General features: G+C 62.1%; 14 protein-coding genes. 6 read left to right on the plus strand and 8 right to left on the minus strand.

Annotation, left to right across the window (positions count from 1 at the left end; translation table 11 throughout):
* The first annotated feature begins 77 nt into the window (after nt 1-77).
* The 4 genes from NTD85_RS11770 to NTD85_RS11785 all read left to right on the plus strand — a co-directional run bounded on the left by NTD85_RS11770 (nt 78) and on the right by NTD85_RS11785 (nt 2,749).
* Complete coding sequence (locus NTD85_RS11770; protein ID WP_262142231.1) at nt 78-899, plus strand: carbon-nitrogen hydrolase family protein; 822 nt, start codon at nt 78-80, stop codon at nt 897-899.
* 258 nt (nt 900-1,157) lie between these two features.
* The gene (locus NTD85_RS11775; RefSeq protein WP_003227797.1) at nt 1,158-1,586 is read left to right on the plus strand and encodes an NUDIX hydrolase; all 429 of its coding nucleotides are present in this window, start codon (nt 1,158-1,160) and stop codon (nt 1,584-1,586) included.
* Between the two features lie 24 nt (nt 1,587-1,610).
* The gene (locus NTD85_RS11780) at nt 1,611-2,249 is read left to right on the plus strand and encodes a LysE family translocator (protein WP_003227795.1); all 639 of its coding nucleotides are present in this window, start codon (nt 1,611-1,613) and stop codon (nt 2,247-2,249) included.
* 2 nt (nt 2,250-2,251) lie between these two features.
* On the plus strand, nt 2,252-2,749 hold the full coding sequence (locus NTD85_RS11785; protein ID WP_262142232.1) for a GNAT family N-acetyltransferase: 498 nt from the start codon (nt 2,252-2,254) through the stop codon (nt 2,747-2,749).
* A gap of 295 nt (nt 2,750-3,044) precedes the next feature.
* Here NTD85_RS11785 and metR read toward each other — a convergent pair whose 3' ends face one another.
* Complete coding sequence (metR, locus tag NTD85_RS11790) at nt 3,045-3,962, minus strand: transcriptional regulator MetR (RefSeq protein WP_045122615.1); 918 nt, start codon at nt 3,960-3,962, stop codon at nt 3,045-3,047.
* A gap of 121 nt (nt 3,963-4,083) precedes the next feature.
* The gene (locus NTD85_RS11795; protein ID WP_262142233.1) at nt 4,084-9,249 is read right to left on the minus strand and encodes a dermonecrotic toxin domain-containing protein; all 5,166 of its coding nucleotides are present in this window, start codon (nt 9,247-9,249) and stop codon (nt 4,084-4,086) included.
* Between the two features lie 351 nt (nt 9,250-9,600).
* On the opposite strand from NTD85_RS11795, the gene NTD85_RS11800 reads away from it, so the two are divergent.
* Nucleotides 9,601-10,620, plus strand: a complete 1,020-nt coding sequence (locus NTD85_RS11800) for an alpha/beta fold hydrolase (protein ID WP_262142234.1) — start codon at nt 9,601-9,603, stop codon at nt 10,618-10,620.
* Nucleotides 10,621-10,912: 292 nt separating this feature from the next.
* Nucleotides 10,913-11,578: a DsbA family oxidoreductase gene (locus NTD85_RS11805; RefSeq protein WP_103486461.1), complete on the plus strand. Its 666-nt coding sequence runs from the start codon at nt 10,913-10,915 to the stop codon at nt 11,576-11,578.
* Between the two features lie 10 nt (nt 11,579-11,588).
* On the opposite strand, the gene NTD85_RS11810 is transcribed toward NTD85_RS11805, so the two are convergent.
* The 6 genes from NTD85_RS11810 to NTD85_RS11835 all read right to left on the minus strand — a co-directional run bounded on the left by NTD85_RS11810 (nt 11,589) and on the right by NTD85_RS11835 (nt 18,902).
* A complete protein-coding gene (locus NTD85_RS11810; protein WP_262142235.1) occupies nt 11,589-12,980 on the minus strand; it encodes a sigma-54-dependent transcriptional regulator in 1,392 nt (463 codons plus the stop codon).
* On the minus strand, nt 12,970-14,742 hold the full coding sequence (locus NTD85_RS11815) for a sensor histidine kinase (RefSeq protein WP_003227784.1): 1,773 nt from the start codon (nt 14,740-14,742) through the stop codon (nt 12,970-12,972). The genes NTD85_RS11810 and NTD85_RS11815 overlap by 11 nt, the downstream gene beginning before the upstream one ends.
* Nucleotides 14,739-15,866, minus strand: coding sequence for a GNAT family N-acetyltransferase (locus NTD85_RS11820; RefSeq protein WP_262142236.1), 1,128 nt, complete (start codon nt 15,864-15,866; stop codon nt 14,739-14,741). Before NTD85_RS11820 ends, NTD85_RS11815 begins: the two co-directional genes overlap by 4 nt.
* A gap of 66 nt (nt 15,867-15,932) precedes the next feature.
* A complete protein-coding gene (locus tag NTD85_RS11825) occupies nt 15,933-16,808 on the minus strand; it encodes an alpha/beta hydrolase (RefSeq protein ID WP_003227781.1) in 876 nt (291 codons plus the stop codon).
* Entirely contained in the window at nt 16,805-18,199 is a 1,395-nt protein-coding gene (locus NTD85_RS11830) for an aspartate aminotransferase family protein (RefSeq protein ID WP_003227779.1), read from the minus strand. The genes NTD85_RS11825 and NTD85_RS11830 overlap by 4 nt, the downstream gene beginning before the upstream one ends.
* Complete coding sequence (locus NTD85_RS11835) at nt 18,192-18,902, minus strand: HAD-IB family phosphatase (protein ID WP_003227777.1); 711 nt, start codon at nt 18,900-18,902, stop codon at nt 18,192-18,194. The genes NTD85_RS11830 and NTD85_RS11835 overlap by 8 nt, the downstream gene beginning before the upstream one ends.
* Nucleotides 18,903-19,121 lie beyond the last annotated feature (219 nt).

Below are 19,121 nucleotides of genomic sequence, written 5' to 3' on the forward strand. Positions count from 1 at the left end.
TCGCAGCTGCGCATACTGGCCCACAGTCAGCCACCGGGCAATCTTTCGGCGCCCGCTGCCCACAACAAGGAATCTTCATGAAAGTCGAACTCGCCCAACTGGCGGGCCGTGACACTGGCACCGCGTACAACCTCGAACGCGCCCTCGCGGCGATTGCGGCGTGCGCGGCCGATACGCAATTGATCGTGTTCCCGGAAACCCACTTGATGGGCTTCCCGACGGCCGAGACCGTGGCGCAGATCGCCGAGCCGGTGGACGGCCCGACCGTCACCGCCGTGCTGGCCGCCGCCCGTGAGCGCAACATCGCCGTGGTGATCGGCCTGGCCGAGAATGACAACGGGCGCTTCTACAACACCACGCTGCTGATCACCCCAGAAGGCATCGCCCTGAAATACCGCAAGACCCATTTGTGGGCCTCGGATCGCGGCGTGTTCGAGGCGGGCGACCGCTATTCCACCTGCGAGTGGAACGGCGTGCGCGTCGGACTGCTGATCTGCTACGACATCGAATTCCCCGAATCCGCCCGCGCCTTGGCGCAACTGGGCGCCGAGTGGCTGATCGTGACCAACGGCAACATGGACCCGTACGGCCCGACCCATCGCACCGCGATCATGGCCCGCGCTCAGGAGAACCAGGCGTTTGCGCTGATGGTCAACCGCGTCGAGGCCGGGGACGACGGCTTGATGTTTGCCGGTGGTAGTGCGCTGGTCGATCCGCTGGGGACGCTGCTGTTCGAGGCCGGTCGTGAAGAAGGGCAGTTCAGCGTCGAGCTGGATTTCAGTCAACTGGAGGTTGCGCGCAAGGATTATCGCTATCTGCAGGATCAGCGCCTGAAGCTGCCGGGGGAAGTGCTGGAGCACGCTTCGGGACTGCGCGAGTTGCTGATTCCTTTGCGCTGATCCGGATTCCGTGTCGAGCGAGCTGACGCCTTCGCGAGCAAGCCCGCTCCCACAGTGACCGCGTTCCCCTTTGGGAATACACTCTCACAATGATCGCGTACGTCCTGTGGGAGCGGGCTTGCTCGCGAAGGCGGCCTGATGGACAACACACCTGCCTGCCCCAAAAAATCAGTGCAACCGCGCCCGCTACCACAGAGACTTTGCGTCCGGCGCCGGGCATGTGATGCTTGTGGCTTTTGCGCCAGGGGCCTGCTCTTCATGTCGACGTTTCCCAACGAAAAAATCATTCGCATCGCTGCTGCCCTGTTGCTCAACCCCGACGGTCAGACCCTGCTGGTGCGCAAGCGCGGCACCACGGCGTTCATGCAGCCGGGCGGCAAGATCGAAGCCCATGAGTTGCCGGTGCACGCACTGGCCCGCGAGCTGGAAGAAGAGCTGGGGCTGGCGATTGATCCGGCGCAGGCGACATTTCTCGGGCAGTTCTCGGCGCCTGCTGCCAACGAGCCGGGGTTTGTTGTTCACGCGGAGATTTTTCAGCTGACGATCGATGCCGACGTGACGCCCGCTGCCGAAATCGAGGAAATGATCTGGGTCGATCCGGCCACTGATCCTGCTGTCGTTCTGGCGCCATTGACACGGGATCTGATCCTGCCGTTTTATCGCCACTCGCTCACCGCGATTGCCTGATCATTCACGCACAGGACGCCCACCATGATCCCGCTTCCAGACCTGCTGATCTTCGCTGCCGCCGCGCTGTTGATGGTACTGACGCCGGGGCCGAACATGATTTACCTGATCTCGCGTTCGATCTGTCAGGGGCGCAAGGCCGGGGTCACTTCGTTGCTTGGCGTGGTGGCGGGGTTTTTCGTGCACCTGTTCGCGGCTGCCGCCGGTTTGACGGCGGTGTTTCTCGCGGTGCCGATGGCCTATGAAGTGCTGAAATGGGCCGGCGCGTTGTACCTGTTGTGGCTGGCCTGGCAAGCGGTGAAACCCGGCGCGCGCTCGCCGTTCGAAGCGCAGCCATTGCCGCCGGACTCGTCACGCAAACTCATTACCATGGGCTTTCTCACCAGTGCGCTGAACCCGAAGATTGCGGTGTTCTATCTTTCAGTGTTTCCGCAATTCATCAGCCCGGAACACGGCTCGGTGTTCACCCAGAGCATCATCCTTGGCCTGACCCAGATCAGCGTCAGTTTCTGCGTCAATTTGCTGATCGCGCTGTTCGCGGCGGGTATCGCCTCGTGGTTTGTGCGCAACCCGACATGGCTGGCGCTGCAGCGTTATTTCATGGGTTTTGTACTCGCCGGTCTGGCGGTGCGCCTGATGCTTGAACAACGCAGGACGGCGTGAGCATGTGGATCGAGCGGCTGGACGCCAGTCATGCCCTGGCTTACCGCGAGCTGATGCTTGAGGCCTACGACCGCCACCCGCAGGCGTTCACCTCCAGCGTGCGCGAGCGTGCGGTGATGCCGTTGAGCTGGTGGGAAGGGCGGCTGACCAGCAAACTCGACGTGGTGCTCGGTGCGTTCGAAGCGGGCACATTGGCCGGCATCGTCGGCCTGGCTTTCGAACCCAGAGAAAAGGCCCGGCACAAATCCACCTTGTTCGGCATGTACGTGTCAGCTGACTTTCGCCAGCACGGTCTGGGCCAGGATTTGGTCCAGGCCGCCATCGCCGAAGCACACACCCATCCGGAACTGAAACTGATCCAGTTGACCGTCAGCGCCGGTAACGACGCCGCGTTCAAGCTGTACCAGCGCTGCGGCTTCATCCAGTTCGGACTGGAGCCGCTGGCGGTACGGGTGGGTGAAGACTACTTCGACAAGATCCACATGTGGCGCCAGCTCTGACGCCACACAGTTCCCCTGTGGGAGCGGGCTTGCTCGCGAATGCGGTGGTTCAGTACAGCACCCGTCAACGGACAGATCGCCTTCGCGAGCAAGCCCGCTCCCACAGGGGGATGCGTGTTTCAGGCAGGGGGATCAATGTTGTCGAGCCTGTGCTTCACCGCCCATCACCACCTCTTGAAATCACACAGTTCCCCTGTGGGAGCGGGCTTGCTCGCGAATGCGGTGGGTCAGTGCAGCACCCGTCAACTGACAGATTGCCTTCGCGAGCAAGCCCGCTCCCATAGGGGGATGTGTGTCAGCGCACCGCGCTGACGCCATCCAGTGTGGAGAACGAAGTGTCCTTGGCGGTCAGCAGGAAATCGCGCATGTACGGTGCATCGAGCATGTCCGCACGAATCGCCGCGTACAGCGTGGCAAACAGGCCTTTCTCGCCCAGGCGCTTGGCCTTCACGTAGCCGCGTGAGCTGTATTCGTGCAGCGCCCAGTGCGGCATGCCGCAGACGCCACGGCCGCTGGCGACCAGTTGCATCATCATCACCGACAGTTCCGAGGTGCGCACTTGCGCTGGTTCGATGTCGGCCGGTTCGAGGAAGCGGGTGAAGATGTCCAGCCGATCGCGTTCCACCGGGTAGGTGATCAGGGTTTCGCTCAGCAGGTCTTCCGGAACGATGTACGGTTTGCTTGCCAGCGGATGCTGGTTGGCGACCGCGAGCATGGCTTCGTAGGTGAACAACGGCACGTAGGTGATGCCGATGATGTCCAGCGGATCGGAGGTCACCACCAGGTCCAGATCACCCCGGGCCAGCGCCGGCAGCGGGGCGAAGGCGAAGCCCGAGGCGAGGTCGAGTTCGACTTCCGGCCAGGCGTCGCGGAACTGGTCGATGGTCGGCATCAGCCACTGAAAACAGCTGTGGCATTCGATCGCCATGTGCAGGCGCCCGGCGGTGCCACCGGCGAGGCGACTGATGTCGCGTTCGGCGGCACGCAGCAGCGGCAGGGTCGCGTCAGCCAGTTGCAGCAGACGCAGGCCGGCGCTGGTGAAGCGCACCGGTTTGGTCTTGCGTACGAACAGCGGCATGCCCATGCGCTCCTCCAGCTCTTTGAACTGGTGCGAAAGCGCCGACTGCGTCAGGTGCAGGCGGTCGGCGGCATCCACCAGACTGTCGGCCTCGCGCAGGGCATGCAGGGTTTTCAGATGACGGATTTCAAGCACCGCAGGCTCCATGAACAAAATTTGTGATTGAGGCTAATGCGGTGAGTTTGTCTCATGTTAGCGGGGCTGTCGACTGCTTGGAGTACAGCGGAGCACATCCCGTGCCCCGCTGTTTTTTGCTTCAGAGGTGGGCGAAGTGCTGGATGCCCAGCGGTTTACCGATATCCCCACGCCAGATTGCCTCGACCTGTGCGCCGCCAGCACCCTGGGCCTGTTGCCATTGCAGGCCGAGATTGCGTTGTTCAGGCAATTTCAGATGAGCTTTGGCGAAATCCCCGAACGGCGCCCTGTCCGAGGTGTAGTGAAAGTGCGCATACCATAGCGTGCGCGGCGGATGGCTGGTCAGGTCGCGGACTTCGTACTCCTGGAGGAAATCCTTGTTCCTGTCGGCGCGCCTGCCCAGGGCCCGCAGTTCACCTTCCTTGCGGATATCCACCACTTGCTGTTGCAGCAGATAGTCCAGATAGCCTTCAGTGGGGGTCTTGCTGCGCAGTGACTGGTCGATGCGCAACGTGCGCCCGGCCCGTTGCAACGCCTGCGCCGTGGAGTGCAACTGCGCGACCAGTGGGTCGGTCGGCGACAGCCGCTCGATCGCCTGCGCCCGAGAGCTCAGTTCCGTCGCTTCGCTGACGAGCATGTGTTCCAGGTCCACCGGCAACATGTCCTGACGGGCGTAGCCATTCACCTTGTCCTGGTAGGCGGTGACAGCGGCGAGCCGCTGCCGGGCTTCGGCCAGCAAGGGTCTGACATCGCTAGGCAGGGACGGCGTGGTCGCGGTGTGGCGCGTCTGTAAGTGATACTTGCCGCTCGGGCGCCGCAGCCAGGTTTCATGGAAGCCGTCGCCAGCCACGATGTAGCGTACCTGGCGGGTACTTTCATCAAGGGTCTCGGTGCCGATCAGCAACTGGTTGTCCTCGGTTTCGAACAGTTGCCTGGCCCCAGGCTCGCGGCGTCTGATCGGCGGCGGCTGTTTGAGCGCATGCCGCGCGTGCTCTTCGACCTTGCTCAGACTGTCGAGAAACGGTGCGATCTGCTCCAGCTCCAGATGCTGCGGATAGCCCAGTGTCCAGGCCTTCAACTGACGGCGGAAACCGGCATAAATTTCCAGGGAATCCTCGATGATCCGGTTGCGCTGGGCCACGCTGGCATTGGTCTCGGGCAGATGATGCTGGGTCAGCAGTGCGCGTCCGACTTTTATCCGGGCGTCCTTCATCTGTGTGTGAAAGTACATCCAGTACAGATCGTCGACCGCTTCGTAGCGGGTGATGATCTCCAGCAGGTGGGCGGTTCTGAGGTAGTGGTGATTGCGATCGCCGAAGTTGCGGTTGAGGGCCGTGATGTCGGCGGCCATCTTCGCCCTCTGGGTATTGTTGGTGATGCGCCTGTTCCACAGGTTGGCCTGTTCGATGATCGCGTGCAGTTGATCGAACTCCTCGAGAAAAGCCTTGCGCACCCATTTGCGTCGGGCCAGCAGTTGCACGTGCGCTGCCGTCTGGTTGTAAGGCGTGGCATCGGATTCGGCGACCAGCGCATCGACCCGGTTCAGGTATTCGAGCAAGCGATCGCGGGCCACGGTCGCGCGTTGTACTGCGCGGTCCACCACCACCAGGGCACTGCGGCTCTTTAATTCCTTGAGCTGTTGGACTTTGTTGCCGCGGCTCAGGTGCAGCAGTTCGTCCGAGCTCTGGAACAGCTCGATGGCTTTGTCGATGTCATTGACGCAGGCCGTGTCGACCTCTGCCAGCAGCGGCTTGCGCTGGACAAAGTCGAGTCTCTGGTAGTTTTCCAGCAACTGATTGGTGGTGCGTGTCTGGTTCTGCAGGCGGCGGGCGTAGGCGTCGATGGTGTTGTTCAGGGTCAATTGCCGGCGCAATTGGCGATTGGTCCACCACTCTGGCAGCCAGCGGCGGATGGCCTCGGGCCAGAGCGGTTGGAGGCCATCGGCCAGATGCCCGAGCACCGCGCCACCGCCTGCGCCGCCACCGTCCATCACCGTGCCGTATACCGCGTAGTGGGTGTTCCACTGGCCGAATTCGTCGAGGGCGATCGGCTGTTTGTAGCCGCGCATCCACGTCCCGTACAAACGCCAGCCGCGTGGCTGTTCGCTGAGCTGGACGCGATAGACGCGGCCCAGCCGCAGGATGAAGTCACCCTCGGCATGGCGGTAGACATTGCGGTAAACGCCTTCGGTCGCCGGACTCAGGCCGGCCAGGGAAATGTCGTGTTCGTATTCGTAGCCCTTGAAACGGTCGAGCGCCTGGCGGGACCATTGCCAGGACGTGCGCAGTGCGGCGGACCTGCCCAGTGTCGCCTGTTGCCGCTGCCGGGTTGCCAGGCGTGCGGCGGCGGGCGCGCTGACAGTGCCCGGAAGCACGTCCATAGCGGCGTCGATCAATGACAACAGAACCGCTTCCACTTCCGCCAGACCGTGGCCGAGTTCACCGCGCAAGAACGCCGCCACGGCGAGGTTGGCGCTTTGCCAAGCGTCATACAACGCCACCGCTGTGCCCACGAACGGCAGCATGCCGATGGCCATTTTCAGATAGTTGAACAGGGCGCCGGACTTCAGTGCGCAATGTTCCAGATACAACGCATCGTTGGAGCGCGAACTGTCGCGATGAGCTTCCAGCAAGCGGCCCATGTGTACGTTCAGCAGATGACTGGCCAGCGAAGTGGTCGCCGGCCAGGCCATGCCGACGCCGATCAGGGCATCGAAGTTGCGTAGTTGCGCTTCATTGATCCGGCTGACATGGCTGGCGAAATCGCCGCTCAGGGCACGCCCGGCCAAGTAGTTGACCATGTTGCGGTCAACGCAGCGCCGGAACAGATCCAGACGCGCCTGCTCGAGTGTTGCGTACTGCCGCAGGAAGATCGCGTCGCTGCTGTCGGGCAGGTACAGCAGGGTCAGGCCACTGACCTGCTCGACGATGAAGGTGACCCCGGCGAGTGTGCTCGGTCCCTGATGTGCGGTGTCCGTACCGCCGACCGTCAGGTGTACCGGCAGCAACGCGATGCGCTTGCCGTCGACGGCATAGGCCTGAGCCGTTGTCGCGCCGATGGCGATTTTCAGCACGGCATGGCCGGCGCTGTCGATGTGCTGCTGCAGCAAGGCGAACTCACCCTGCAGTTCGAGCATCAGGCGCCACGGCTCGCTCAGGCATTCGCGGCGCCAGGCTTGGGTGAACGCGGGTTCTGTCGGCGTGCCGAAAAACGCCTGGCGAATCAGGATTTCGTAGCGTCCGGCCAGATCCAGTTGCGTCACCAGCTGACGCAGATAGACCGGGTTGATGCCCGCCTCGACACGCTGCCGATCACCTTCGTCCTCGGCACTGACCTTGACTTGCATGAACGACAGTCGCCACCACATGTCCTGGTCGATGTTGTTCTGGGCCAGTTGTTCCAGGCTGAGATCACTGCGCCCGGCGCTGGCGGTGAGGACACTGCGTTGCGGCGTGCCGGGCGCGGCGCCCTCGATCAGGGTTTTTTGCCAGGAGGTGGAGTCGGGCAGATCAAGGCTCACACGCGCGCTTTTCACCAGTGCAAAGTCGTGGCGCAAGCGCGCGTCGATGCGTTTATCGGCGAAGGTCTGACGCGGTGGCAGTTCTCGTTCGAGCAGCGCATGAGCGTGTCGCATTGCTGCGAGATAGCGATTGATCAGCGCCTTGAGCCGTGTACGCCTGTCGTCGTCGAGTGTGTTGAACCATGCGGGCAGGTTGCCGGCCAGCGCAGCGCTCTGGTCTTGCTCCTGACGCTCGGCAAACGCCCGTGCGCGGGCTTGCGCCAGCGCGACGGTCAAGCGTGACAGATGCTGTTCACACAGCTGTTCCATCGCGGCTTTGCGCGTCTCGGCATGCGTGGGCAGCGGGTGATCGCGGATGATGGTCGCGGCCTGTTGTTCGCACTGATAGAGCTGCTGATCCAGGGACCAGGTCAGGGCATCGCCGGACAGTGGCGTCAGGTGCAGGGCCAGTTCACGGTCGTACGGCGAGCGCTTGAACAGCTTTTGCTCCAGCGCCTGACGCGAGGTGAAGCGTTGCAGTCCACCGCACTGCCCGGGCCAGTAAAGCAGCAGACTGTCTGTGGAGTCCGGCGCCAGCGCTGAAGGCGCCGCGATGATCAGTACGCCGGGCAGGTCTTCGACCCGGGTGAGGCCCTGGTCTGTCGCCGACAACGACACGCGCGCGATCACCCCTTCGGATGCCGGCAGGTTGTGCCCCGGTGCGTCCAGCAGTGTGATGAGCTGCCGATGCTCCTGCGCCGTCAGTTGTTCCAGTGCCCGTTGCCATTCGACTTCGGCGCGCAGCCCCGCGATCCGGGCCTGCAACAGGGCGGTGTAATGGACGTTCGCGTGGCGGCGCAGTTCGAGCATCGTCAGCGGATCCCGGCTGTCGAGCAGCGCCGACGCCGCATCGTGGCTGGCTTGCCGGGCCTGGCCAAAGGCATCGAAAGCACCGGCCAGTTGCTGACGCTGCGGGGCGTGCAGATCGGACTCGCCAAACAGACGATCGAGCGCCAGGTGTTCAACAGCCAGTGCCTGCCGCCGCAGGTCCAGAGGAATGTCGGCGACCAGCAAACCGAACGGTGCAACCTCGTCGGCATTCTGCCCGGAGCTATCGGGCAGGGCTGGCGCCGCGGGGAAAAGCCTGCCCACCTCGATCCAGCTACCGACGCTGCTTGCCGAGCCGGACATCAGCGGCTCAAGCCCGCGGGTGAACGGTTCGTGGCCGAATTCGATGAAGTCCAGCGAAGTGCCAAGCACCGGATGCGGGTACTGCTCAATCAGCCAGTGCTCAAGCCCGGCCTGATCTTCGAAGCGGATCAGCGGTTGTGCCTGGGCAGGTATATAAAGCAGATACACCGCGTCCTCGAGACGGATCATCAGGGCACCGTGCAGGCGCACACGGTTGCCACCGACACGGTTGAGCACCGGTTGCGCGACCCGCAGATCCGCCGCGATTTTGTTCGATGGCGTCAGCAACTGCGCCAGCCGGGGTTGTTGTGAACGGCTGAGCCGGCCTTCGGCAATCGCCAGCTCACAGGCCGCTTCGAAATGCCGGCGGTACAGGCTTGCGGCATGATCGCGCCGTGACAGCGCAGTACCGCGCGCACGAGCGCTCCACCAGCCGCTGTCGGGCAACCCGTGATGCTGCGCCATGAGGTCGAGCCATTGCTGGTGACAGGCGTTCAAGCGCGTCGTCGCCAGAAGACAGAGGTTTTGGTCAGGGGTTGGCCGCAGTGGCGGATCAAGGCCGAAGTCGACCGTTACAGGGGAAAGGGCATCGAACATGCGCCGGGGCTCCAAAAGGCATGACCACCGGGTGATTCCGCTGGTCATGCCCATTAGAGGCGAGCTGTGACAGGGCCTTGCGGTACATATTTATCGCTGGCGCGGGCATTCGTTTCAGAGGGTGTCCCGGTCAGGCGTTCAGCCACACCCTCATGCGGTCAAGGTGAACAGGTCTGACCGACGTCCTGCTGCGTACCACCGACAGAAATGACAGGCGCGACGAACGTCACGGCTCGTGGCGCATGACCACTCGGCAAACTTCATCAAACTGTCACGCAACTGTGGCAGCGCGCTTGAACAAACTTCATCAGACTCGCGCTCTACTGGGGTTCTGCGTTTCGGTGTTTCTTCATGCGTTTATTTCTTTTGTTGGCCGCGCTGTTGTTCGGCCTGCCGTCGATGGCGGCTTCGCGTTGCGACGTCAATGTACCGACCCAACGGGTCGATCTGGCACAGGTGAGCCTGGCGTACCAGAGCATCGGCCGTGCCTCGGATCCGGCGCTGTTGCTGGTCATGGGCCTGGGTGGTCAGTTGATCCACTGGCCCGACGAAGTGGTGGTTGCGCTGTGTCAGCAGGGTTTTCGGGTGATTCGGTATGACAATCGCGATGTCGGTCTGTCGACCTGGCGTCAAGCGCCCGCCGAGGCCAACCTGACCTTTGAAGTGCTGCGCTACAAGCTCGGCTTGCCGGTGTCGGCGCCTTACTCGCTGACCGACATGGCCGACGATGCGCTGGGCTTGATGGACGCGCTGCACGTCGACCAGTTTCACGTACTGGGCGCGAGCATGGGCGGGATGATCGCCCAGCACCTGGCGGCGATGGCGCCGCAGCGGGTGGAGAGTCTGACGCTGATCATGACCAGTTCCGGCGCCGAAGGATTGCCGGCGCCGAGTGCGGCGCTGGTGCAACTGCTGGCGCGGCGCGGCGCGCCGAATCGCGAGGTGGCACTGGAGCAGCAGGCCGATCTGCTGGCGGCGCTCGGCAGCCCGTCAGTCACTGATGATCGGCAGGCGTTGCTGCATCAGGCTGCAGTGGCCTACGACCGGGCGTTCAACCCTGAAGGGGTGAAGCGGCAGATCATGGCGATCCTTGCCGAGCCGAGCCGTGTCACCTTGCTCAATCAACTGCGGGTGCCGACCCTGGTGGTACACGGCACGGCCGATCCGTTGTTGCCGGTGATGCACGGCGTACATCTGGCGGCGCATATCCGTGGCAGTCAGCTTAAGCTGATTCCGGGGCTGGCCCATCGTTTTCAAGAGGCGTTCAAGGCGCCGTTGCTGGCGGCGGTGTTGCCGTATTTGCAACAGCACCGTGAGGACACGTCGCACTGGGCGCAGATCGAGCCGGTGGCAAGCGGCAACCTGCTGTAGGCGAGGTTTTGGCGGTGTTGATTCGGGCCTCTTCGCGAGCAAGCCCGCTCCCACAAGGGCAACCGTATTCCAAATGTGGGGCCGGGCTTGCTCAAAGGGGCCCGCTCCCACAAGGGCAACCGTATTCCGAATGTGGGGCCGGGCTTGCTCGAAGGGGCCCGCTCCCACAAGGGGAACCGTATTCCGAATGTGGGAGCGGGCTTGCTCGCGAAGGGGCCATCACTGTCATCGCAAGAGCAGGCAGGTGTATCGTGCAAACTTTCCCGCACGATTTCCGCCCGCGAGGTGTGTGATGAGTTCAGCTTTGAAAATCGATTTTGTCAGCGACGTTTCCTGCCCGTGGTGCGTCGTCGGCCTCAATAGCCTGCTGCAAGCCCTGGAGGTTCTGCGCGATGAAGTGCAGGCCGAGATTCATTTCCAGCCGTTCGAACTGAACCCGAAGATGGGCCCGGACGGGCAGAACATCACCGAGCACATCGGCGAGAAATACGGCTCGACCCCGGAACAGTCACAGAAGAACCGCGAGGCGATTCGTGCCCGTGGCGCCGAGGTCGGATTTGCCTTTCGCACCGATGGCAACAGCCGCATCTACAACACCTTCGATGCTCATCGGCTGCTGCATTGGGCGGGTCTTGAAGGTTTGCAGTTGAAGTTGAAAGAGGCGCTGTTCAAGGCGTATTTCACGGATGGCGGTAATCCGTCCGATCACGCGCAACTGGCGCAGATTGCCGAAAGCGTGGGCCTGGATCGGCAGCGTGCGCAGGCGATTCTGGCCTCCGACGAGTTTGCCGATGAGGTGCGTGCAGAAGAGCAGTTGTGGCTGCAACGCGGCGTGAGTTCGGTGCCGACCGTGGTGTTCAACGGTCAGTACGCGGTGACGGGCGGGCAACCGGTGGACACCTTTGTCGGGGCGATTCGGCAGATCATGAGTGAAACCAAAGGCGGCACGGTCAATTGAGCCAGCGCTCTTAACGCACGATCTTGTCGACGTGGATCCCGAGTTTCTTCAGGCGATACCAGAAGCTGCGTTCGGAGATGCCGATCAACTGCGCGGCGGCGGCCTGCACGCCGTTGCTCTGTTGCAGGGCCGCAAGAATGTAGGCCTTCTCGACTTCGGCGAGTGCTGCGTCCAGATCCGCCGGCACGCCGTTGATTTCGCTCAGCGGGCCGCTGCTGTCCGAGGCTTGCGCGGCGAACAGGTAGGCCGGCAGATCCTGCTCCTCGATGATGTTGGCGGAGGCGACGATGGTCGCGCGCTCCACGCAGTTCTGCAGTTCACGGATGTTGCCTGGCCATGAATAGCGGGTCATCGCCTGCAAGGCTTGCGCGCTGAAACCGCTGATGCGTTTGCCGGCCGCGGCGCCCAGGGTGTGGGCAAAATGCCGGGCCAGCGGGGCGATGTCCTCGACCCGATCGCGCAGCGCTGGCAGCGGGATCGGAAACACGTTGAGGCGGTAGTAGAGATCTTCGCGAAACTCCTTGTTGGCCACCGCTTGCAACAGGTCTTTGTTGGTGGCGGCGATCACCCGCACATCGACTTTGCGTTCCTTGGTATCGCCCACCGGCTCGATCACCCGCTCCTGCAGGGCGCGGAGGATCTTGGCCTGCAGTGCCAGCGGCATTTCACCGATTTCATCAAGAAACAATGTGCCTTTGTCGGCCTGCTGAAAGCGCCCGATGCGATCGGCCACGGCGCCGGTGAACGCGCCTTTGCGGTGGCCGAACATTTCGCTTTCCAGCAGCCCCTCGGGGATGGCCGCGCAGTTCACCGCCACGAACGGCTTGTCGGCGCGGTTGCCATGCTTGTGGATGGCCCGGGCGACCATCTCCTTGCCGGTGCCGCTTTCGCCGCTGAGCAGCACCGTCGCGGCGCTTTCGCGTACCGAGTCCACCGCTTGCAGCACGTTGCGAAAACTCGGGCTGTCACCGATCAGGCTGTCGATCTGCTGATGCTCGTCGAGCTCGGCGCGCATGCGCTGGTTGTCTTTGAGGATGTCGCGAAATTGCAGGGCTTTGCTGACGGTGATGTCCAGCTCGTCGATGTCGAACGGTTTGGCGATGTAATCAAATGCGCCATTGCGCATTGATTCCACCGCATTTTTCACCGTGCTGTAGGCGGTCATGACGATGACCGGCAACTGTGGATAGCGATTCTTCACCTCTGCCAGCAAATGCGGACCGTCCATGCCGGGCATGCGCCAGTCGCTGATCAGCAGATCGATGTCTTCGCTTTCCAGCACCTTGAGTGCGTGCAGGCCATTGCCGGCGGTGAACACGCTGATGCCGTTCTGCCCGAGGGCCGAGGCCAGCAGATCGCAGAGTTTCGGTTCGTCGTCCACCACCAGAATGTTATGCGTCATCGTCGCTCTCGTCGAAGTCCTCGCCATTGGCCGGAATGTACAGGCTGAAGGTCGCGCCGGCATCTTTTTCGCTGACACATTCTACGCGCCCGTTATGGTTTTCCATGACCGAAAACACTTTGGCCAGGCCCAGCCCGGTGCCCGAGGCCTTGGTGGTGACGAACGGGGTGAAGATGCGCTCCAGCATGTCGGCTTCTATCCCTTGACCGGTGTCCGCCACGCTGACGATGGTGTATTTGGCGTCGCTGGCGATGCTCAGGGTCAGTCGGCCGCCATCAGGCATCGCGTCGATGGCGTTGACGATCAGGTTCAGGCCGGCCTGTTTGAGTTGCTTGGCATCGGCGTAGATCGTCGCCCCCGGCGCCTGATCGTCGATGTGCAGATCAATGTTGTGGCTGGCCAGCTCCGGCTCGCAAAAACCGGCCAGTTCGTCGACCAGGGCGCGCGCTGACTGGGTGGCGCGGATCGGCGCGCTGGGTTTGGCGAAGTCGAGAAACTCGGTGATCAGATCGTTGATCCGGCTGACTTCCTTGACCACGTATTCCAGATGTCGCCTGTCGGTTTCCGGCAGGTCGGCACGGCGGTGCAGCAGTTGCGTGGCGGTTTTGATGATGCCCAGCGGATTGCGGATTTCATGGGCCAGACCCATGGCGACTTCGCCCAGCGCGTGCAGGCGATCACGGCGGCGCAGTTGCGACTCCAGATGCTGCAACTCCTCCAGACGTTCGCTCATGTGGTTGAACGTGCTGCTCAGTTCTGCCAGTTCGTCGCCGCCATTCACGCTCAGGCGCTGATGATAGTCGCCGGCAATCACCGCTTGTACGCCTCTGGCCAGACCGCGCAACGGCTTGGTCAGACGTTGCGAGACCAGCCAGCCAACCGCCAGCGACGCCGCCGAACTGAGCAGGAAAATCAGGATGAACAGGTTGCTCTGATTGACCAGGCCGACCAGGCTGGTGTGGCGCAGCAGTCCGCTGAAAATCACCCCTTGCAGCTGGCCGTTTTCGTTGAAGATCGGCCGGTAGATGCCGCTGTAGCGGTTGGTGAATTGCTCGAACGGCCGCTTGCTTTCGCGCAGGTTCTGTTCAATTCCTTTCGGCACTTGCAAGGGGTGATCCTCAAAGCGCTGGGTCGAGAAGATCTCCGAGAAGTCATCGCCCTTGGCCAGGTAAAGGCGCAGATCAAGCGAATGCACGTCGGCAACACTGGTGAGGAAGCTGTCGTCCAGATAAGTGCCGATGATCAATTTGTATTCGATGCCGCTCTGTTCGGTCTCGAACGTCGAAATCACCGTGCCGGTGGCCACACCGCCCACCTGCAGGGTTTGCAGTACCGCTTTCGGGGCGGTGCTGATCTGGCTGACGATGTCGTCGGCGGCGGTGCTGTACACCACTTTGTGATCGCTGTTGCGTACCAGCGCCACGACGTCGATGCCCATGGAGTCGGCGACGTCGGCGGTCAGCTTGTTGTGCTTGGCCGATTGACGATCGGTGGGAGGGCGCGTGTAACGCAGAAACAGCTGAGCGGCGCGGGCGTTGTCGCGCAGGATTTCGCTGATTTCGTCCTCGACGATCTTCGACGATTCCTGCAGCCAGATGCGCACGTTGCTGTCGAAGATCTGCGACAGCGTGGTGGCCGCCAGTTCCGCAGCAATCATGGTCGGAATCACGCTGACCAGCCAGAAGGCCAACACCAGTTTGCGTTGCAGGCTCCAGCCGGAAAGGGCGAAAGGTCGGGGCGTGGCGCGTCGGTCATTGATCATTGGATTTCGCTTATTGCAGCTGCCAGGGCCGGATCGCTGCGATCCGGGCGGACGAATATTTTCACCAGACGCAACAGTTGGTCGAACAGCGGATTGCGATGGCGGAAGAACACGGTGTTACCGACAAACGAGCAGCCCAGACGCAGCTTACTGGCATAGCCGGCCTGCCCGCACACATAGATCGCCAGTTTGTGCTCAATACAGTAGTCGACATTTTCCAGCCAGCTACGGGTGTAAAGATTGTACTGCCGCGTGCGGGCCAGATCGTGGGCAAAAAACTTGTCGACCAACCGCTGCTCGTCGAGCAATACCAGATTGAACGCCACCAGTTCGTCGCCGACCCAATAGAGCACGCACGCCGATCGATTATCGAGGTGATTGAGGACTTCGCGAAAGTACGCCGCAGGCAGGCATTCGAAGGCCAGATCGCTGCGGGCGAGGGTGGCTTCGTAGAGTTCCATCATGCGCGGCAGCAAGTCGTGCACCGAGCGTCGCCATTCCGTACGCGGCCCCTGGTTGCGCAAGATTCGGCGCAGATCCTTGCGCGTGGATTTCCCCAGGCTACCCAGATAAGCGTCCACCGAGGCGAAGCTGATCGGCAGTTCGGCACCGGGCAACCCGGGCATGCTTTGCAGGCCGGCCTGCTGACAGACCTCCAGCCACTGTGGATCGCGGTGCGAGGCATCCTTCACCGCGAACAGGCCGATCCCGGCGTGTTCGGCATCCTGTCTTGCCAGCTCCAGCAACTTACGGAGCAGTGACGGGCGGTGCGTCGCCCCAATGTGCGAAGCCGTGCCGACATGGCACTGCTCCGCCACCGGCGAGCCGAGGGCGTACAGACGGATGTCGAACAGCCGTGGCAGATGTCGGCGCAGCCATTGACTGACGCGTTTGCCCGCGCCCTGCAGCGTGGTATCGAGTGAGTAGGCCGTGATGAACGCCACGGTGGCCGCGATCAGGCGGCCGTCCTCGTGCAGCGTCAGGTAGCGCCAGTGAAAGCCGTCAATGCCGGCGCGTTCAACGGCGCGGTAGTAATCCCAGTCCTCCAGCTCATCGACGAAGCAGTCATTCCAGGCGCAGCGGTCGATCGCTTCGATCGTTGAGAAGGCTTGAGCGGTGATCACGTCGTTTCCTTATGTCGGCGAGTCGTGGTGTTCGGCCTGTGTCGCAGGATGTCTGCCGGCAACTGCTCAAGCCAGTTGCCGGTACTCCAGCGGCGCAACGGGGCTGCTGATCTGCTGCATGAAACGTCGCTGTATGAAGTCGATGCTCAACTCCACGACACGGCGGTACTGCAGGTCGACCGTGATCATGTGATAGCAGTCGTCGAGCAACACTTTGGTCACCGGTCCGCCAAGCTTGCGTTCGACGTAATCGGCATTCCAGCGGCTAGTGATGTCGTCCTCGATGGAGTGCAGCACCAGCGCCGGCGTAGTGATCGACGGCATGCGTTTTTTCACCACGGCGTTGAGCCGGTGCAGTTCGCGCACCGTGACGCCTTCCATGGTCAGCAACCCGGCCTGACTGCTCTGACCTTCTTTCATCTGGCGTTCGACGATGGCCCGCAGGCGCTCGTTCTTGATGCCGTAAGGCGGCTTTTCTTCGAAACTGCACAGGTGCACGCCGAACGGGATTTTCATCAGCAACGGGGTGAGGAACGCCAGTTTGTTGATGCTCCAGCCGTCGTAGCGCAGGGTGGTCGAATACAGCAGCAAACCCTCGATCTGTCCCGGGTGTTCGGCGGCCAGGTACATCGACAACACCGCGCCCATGGACAAACCACCGACATACACCTTGTGGTGTTTGCGGCGTACACCGACGAAGGTGTTGCGTGCGCTTTCGTACCAGTCGCGCCAGCCGGTGGCTTGCAGGTCGGCATTGCCGCCGCAGTGCCCGGCCAGGGTCGGCACATAGACCGTGTGCCCGGCTTTCGCCAGGCCCACGGCCACCCGACGCAACTCCGTCGGGGTGCCGGTGAGGCCGTGGATCAACAGCACCGCGACCTCCCCGTCGCCGAGAACGAAACCGGCGTTGCCTTCGCCCATATCGATCTCTGCGTCGATCATCGTTTCATCGCCCGATGCAGCAGGCGGTCGAGCAGGGCCAGGCCCAGGTCGATTTCCGGATAGCTGATTTCCAGCGACGGTGCCAGGGTGATGACGTTCTTGTAGTAGCCGCCCACGTCGAGGATCAGACCGAGGCGACGACCGTCGATTTCGATGTCGCCCTTCATGCCTTCTTCGACCATGTAATCCAGAGTGGCCTTGTCCGGGGTGAAGCCGTCCTCGGTGCAGATCTCGCAACGCAGCGCCAGGCCCAGACCGTCGACATCGCCAATGATCGGGTAGCGTTTTTTCAGATCCTGCAGGCCTTCGAGGAAGTATTTGCCCTTGGCCATGACCATTGCGCCGTAATCGACTTCGCTGGTCATCTTGAACATTTCCAGACCCACGGCAGTGCCCAGCGGGTTGGAGGCGAAGGTGGAGTGGGTCGAGCCTGGCGGGAAGACTTTCGGGTTGATCAGCTCTTCGCGGGCCCAGATGCCGCCCAGCGGATTGAGGCCATTGGTCAGCGCCTTGCCGAAGACGATCACGTCGGGTTTGACGTCAAAGTGTTCGATCGACCACAGCTTGCCGGTGCGATAGAAACCCATCTGGATTTCGTCGACCACCATCAGGATGCCGTGTTGATCCAGCACGTGCTTGAGTTCGCTGTAGAAGTTCATCGGCGGGATCACGTAGCCACCGGTGCCCTGGATCGGCTCGACGTAGAACGCGGCGTATTCACTCTGGCCGACTTTCGGGTCCCAGACGCCGTTGTATTCGGTCTCGAACAACCGCGCGAATTGCTGCACGCAGTGGCTGCCGTACTCTTCCTTGGTCATGCCTTTCGGGCCGCGGAAGTGATACGGGAACGGGATGAACTGCGCACGCTCACCGAAGTGACCGTAGCGGCGGCGATAGCGGTAGCTGGAGGTGATCGACGACGCGCCGAGGGTGCGCCCGTGGTAACCGCCCTCGAAGGCGAACATCAGGCTCTTGCCGTTGGTGGCGTTGCGCACGACCTTCAGCGAGTCCTCGATCGACTGCGAACCGCCGACGTTGAAGTGCACCCGACCGTCGAGGCCGAACTTGTTCTTGGCATCGACCGCGATCATTTCCGAGAGCTCGATCTTGCCTTTGTGCAGGTACTGACTGGCGATCTGCGGCAGGGTGTCGATCTGTTGCTTGAGCGCATTGTTCAGCCGCGGGTTGGCGTAACCGAAGTTGACCGCCGAGTACCACATTTGCAGGTCGAGGTAGGCCTGATCTTCGGTGTCCCAGACGTAGGAGCCTTCGCAGCGGCTGAAGATGCGCGGCGGTTCGATGTAGTGAACGGTGTCGCCGTAGGAGCAGTATTTGGCTTCTTTTTCCAGAAGGACTTTGTCTTCGGCTGTCGCAATGCGGATATCAGACATGGTGCAGGGTTTCCTGTGCTTCAGAAGTGGATTCGGTGCTGAAATTGACGGCGTTGGCGGCCGGGGCCAGAGGCAGGCGGGCCAGCAGTTGCGGCAGTTCGGCGAAGCTGTCGAAGCGCGCGTAGGCGATGCCGTTGCGCTCGCAGTGCTCGGCCAGGCGGTCCTTGGCGAAGACGAAATCGGCGGTGGACGCCACGCACATGTCGGACTGGCCGTCACCGATCACCAGCACGCGTTTGCTGCTGGGGGTGGATTTGCATTTGCAGTTGCCGGAGGCCGCGCGGCAGGCGTCACTGGCGTAGGGAAAGTCGATGCGCCATTTGTCGTGATCGATCTGGCGCAGGCGGTTGGCGAGGATCGGCAGCAGCGTCACGTAGTTGCGCGCCAGAATCCGCGCGATGCCTTGTTCGATGCCGTCGCTGACCACTTCCAGCGAAGCGCCGAGGCCGATCACGTGGTCGACGAAGTCGGGGAAGTCCGGATCGATGTCGATGCTGTCGAAGAATTCGAGCAGTTGCGCAGGCGTGGCCTTGATCAGCGCCAGCTGACGGCTGAGGCATTCACGGGAACCGATCTTGCCCTCCAGCCATTCGTTTTCGATGGCTTCCCAGCTCGGGTCGGCGAAGCGTTCAAGGATGCTGTCGATTACGTCGGTACGGGTGATCGTCCCGTCGAAATCACACACGATATGCCAGTCAATCATCTGCAGTACCTGTTGGGTCGAGGCAGTTGTCAGGGTGCGCGGTCTGCGCCTGGCAAGGGTGGGAGCAGGGACTGTGCCAAATCTGCAAAACCCCGTAATGGCGGGGCCTACGCACGGTTTTCGTGAAGTGGAGCTACAATTTTTGTAGCTTGCTACAAACAACATGAGTGCTTGCGCCGAGGGCTCTATCCGGGGGTTGATGCGCGCAAGTTCAGAAAA

Origin of the sequence: Pseudomonas sp. 13B_3.2_Bac1 (assembly GCF_025466205.1) — a bacterium.
Lineage (GTDB): Bacteria > Pseudomonadota > Gammaproteobacteria > Pseudomonadales > Pseudomonadaceae > Aquipseudomonas > Aquipseudomonas fluorescens_H.

Bases quoted from the DNA above. Each gene is read 5' to 3' on its own strand.
- NTD85_RS11770 (WP_262142231.1), top strand. From the start codon at position 78: ATGAAAGTCGAACTCGCCCAACTGGCGGGCCGTGACACTGGCACCGCG.
- NTD85_RS11775 (WP_003227797.1), top strand. From the start codon at position 1,158: ATGTCGACGTTTCCCAACGAAAAAATCATTCGCATCGCTGCTGCCCTG.
- NTD85_RS11780 (WP_003227795.1), top strand. From the start codon at position 1,611: ATGATCCCGCTTCCAGACCTGCTGATCTTCGCTGCCGCCGCGCTGTTG.
- NTD85_RS11785 (WP_262142232.1), top strand. From the start codon at position 2,252: ATGTGGATCGAGCGGCTGGACGCCAGTCATGCCCTGGCTTACCGCGAG.
- NTD85_RS11795 (WP_262142233.1), bottom strand. From the start codon at position 9,249: ATGTTCGATGCCCTTTCCCCTGTAACGGTCGACTTCGGCCTTGATCCG.
- NTD85_RS11800 (WP_262142234.1), top strand. From the start codon at position 9,601: ATGCGTTTATTTCTTTTGTTGGCCGCGCTGTTGTTCGGCCTGCCGTCG.
- NTD85_RS11805 (WP_103486461.1), top strand. From the start codon at position 10,913: ATGAGTTCAGCTTTGAAAATCGATTTTGTCAGCGACGTTTCCTGCCCG.
- NTD85_RS11810 (WP_262142235.1), bottom strand. From the start codon at position 12,980: ATGACGCATAACATTCTGGTGGTGGACGACGAACCGAAACTCTGCGAT.
- NTD85_RS11815 (WP_003227784.1), bottom strand. From the start codon at position 14,742: ATGATCAATGACCGACGCGCCACGCCCCGACCTTTCGCCCTTTCCGGC.
- NTD85_RS11825 (WP_003227781.1), bottom strand. From the start codon at position 16,808: ATGATCGACGCAGAGATCGATATGGGCGAAGGCAACGCCGGTTTCGTT.
- NTD85_RS11830 (WP_003227779.1), bottom strand. From the start codon at position 18,199: ATGTCTGATATCCGCATTGCGACAGCCGAAGACAAAGTCCTTCTGGAA.
- NTD85_RS11835 (WP_003227777.1), bottom strand. From the start codon at position 18,902: ATGATTGACTGGCATATCGTGTGTGATTTCGACGGGACGATCACCCGT.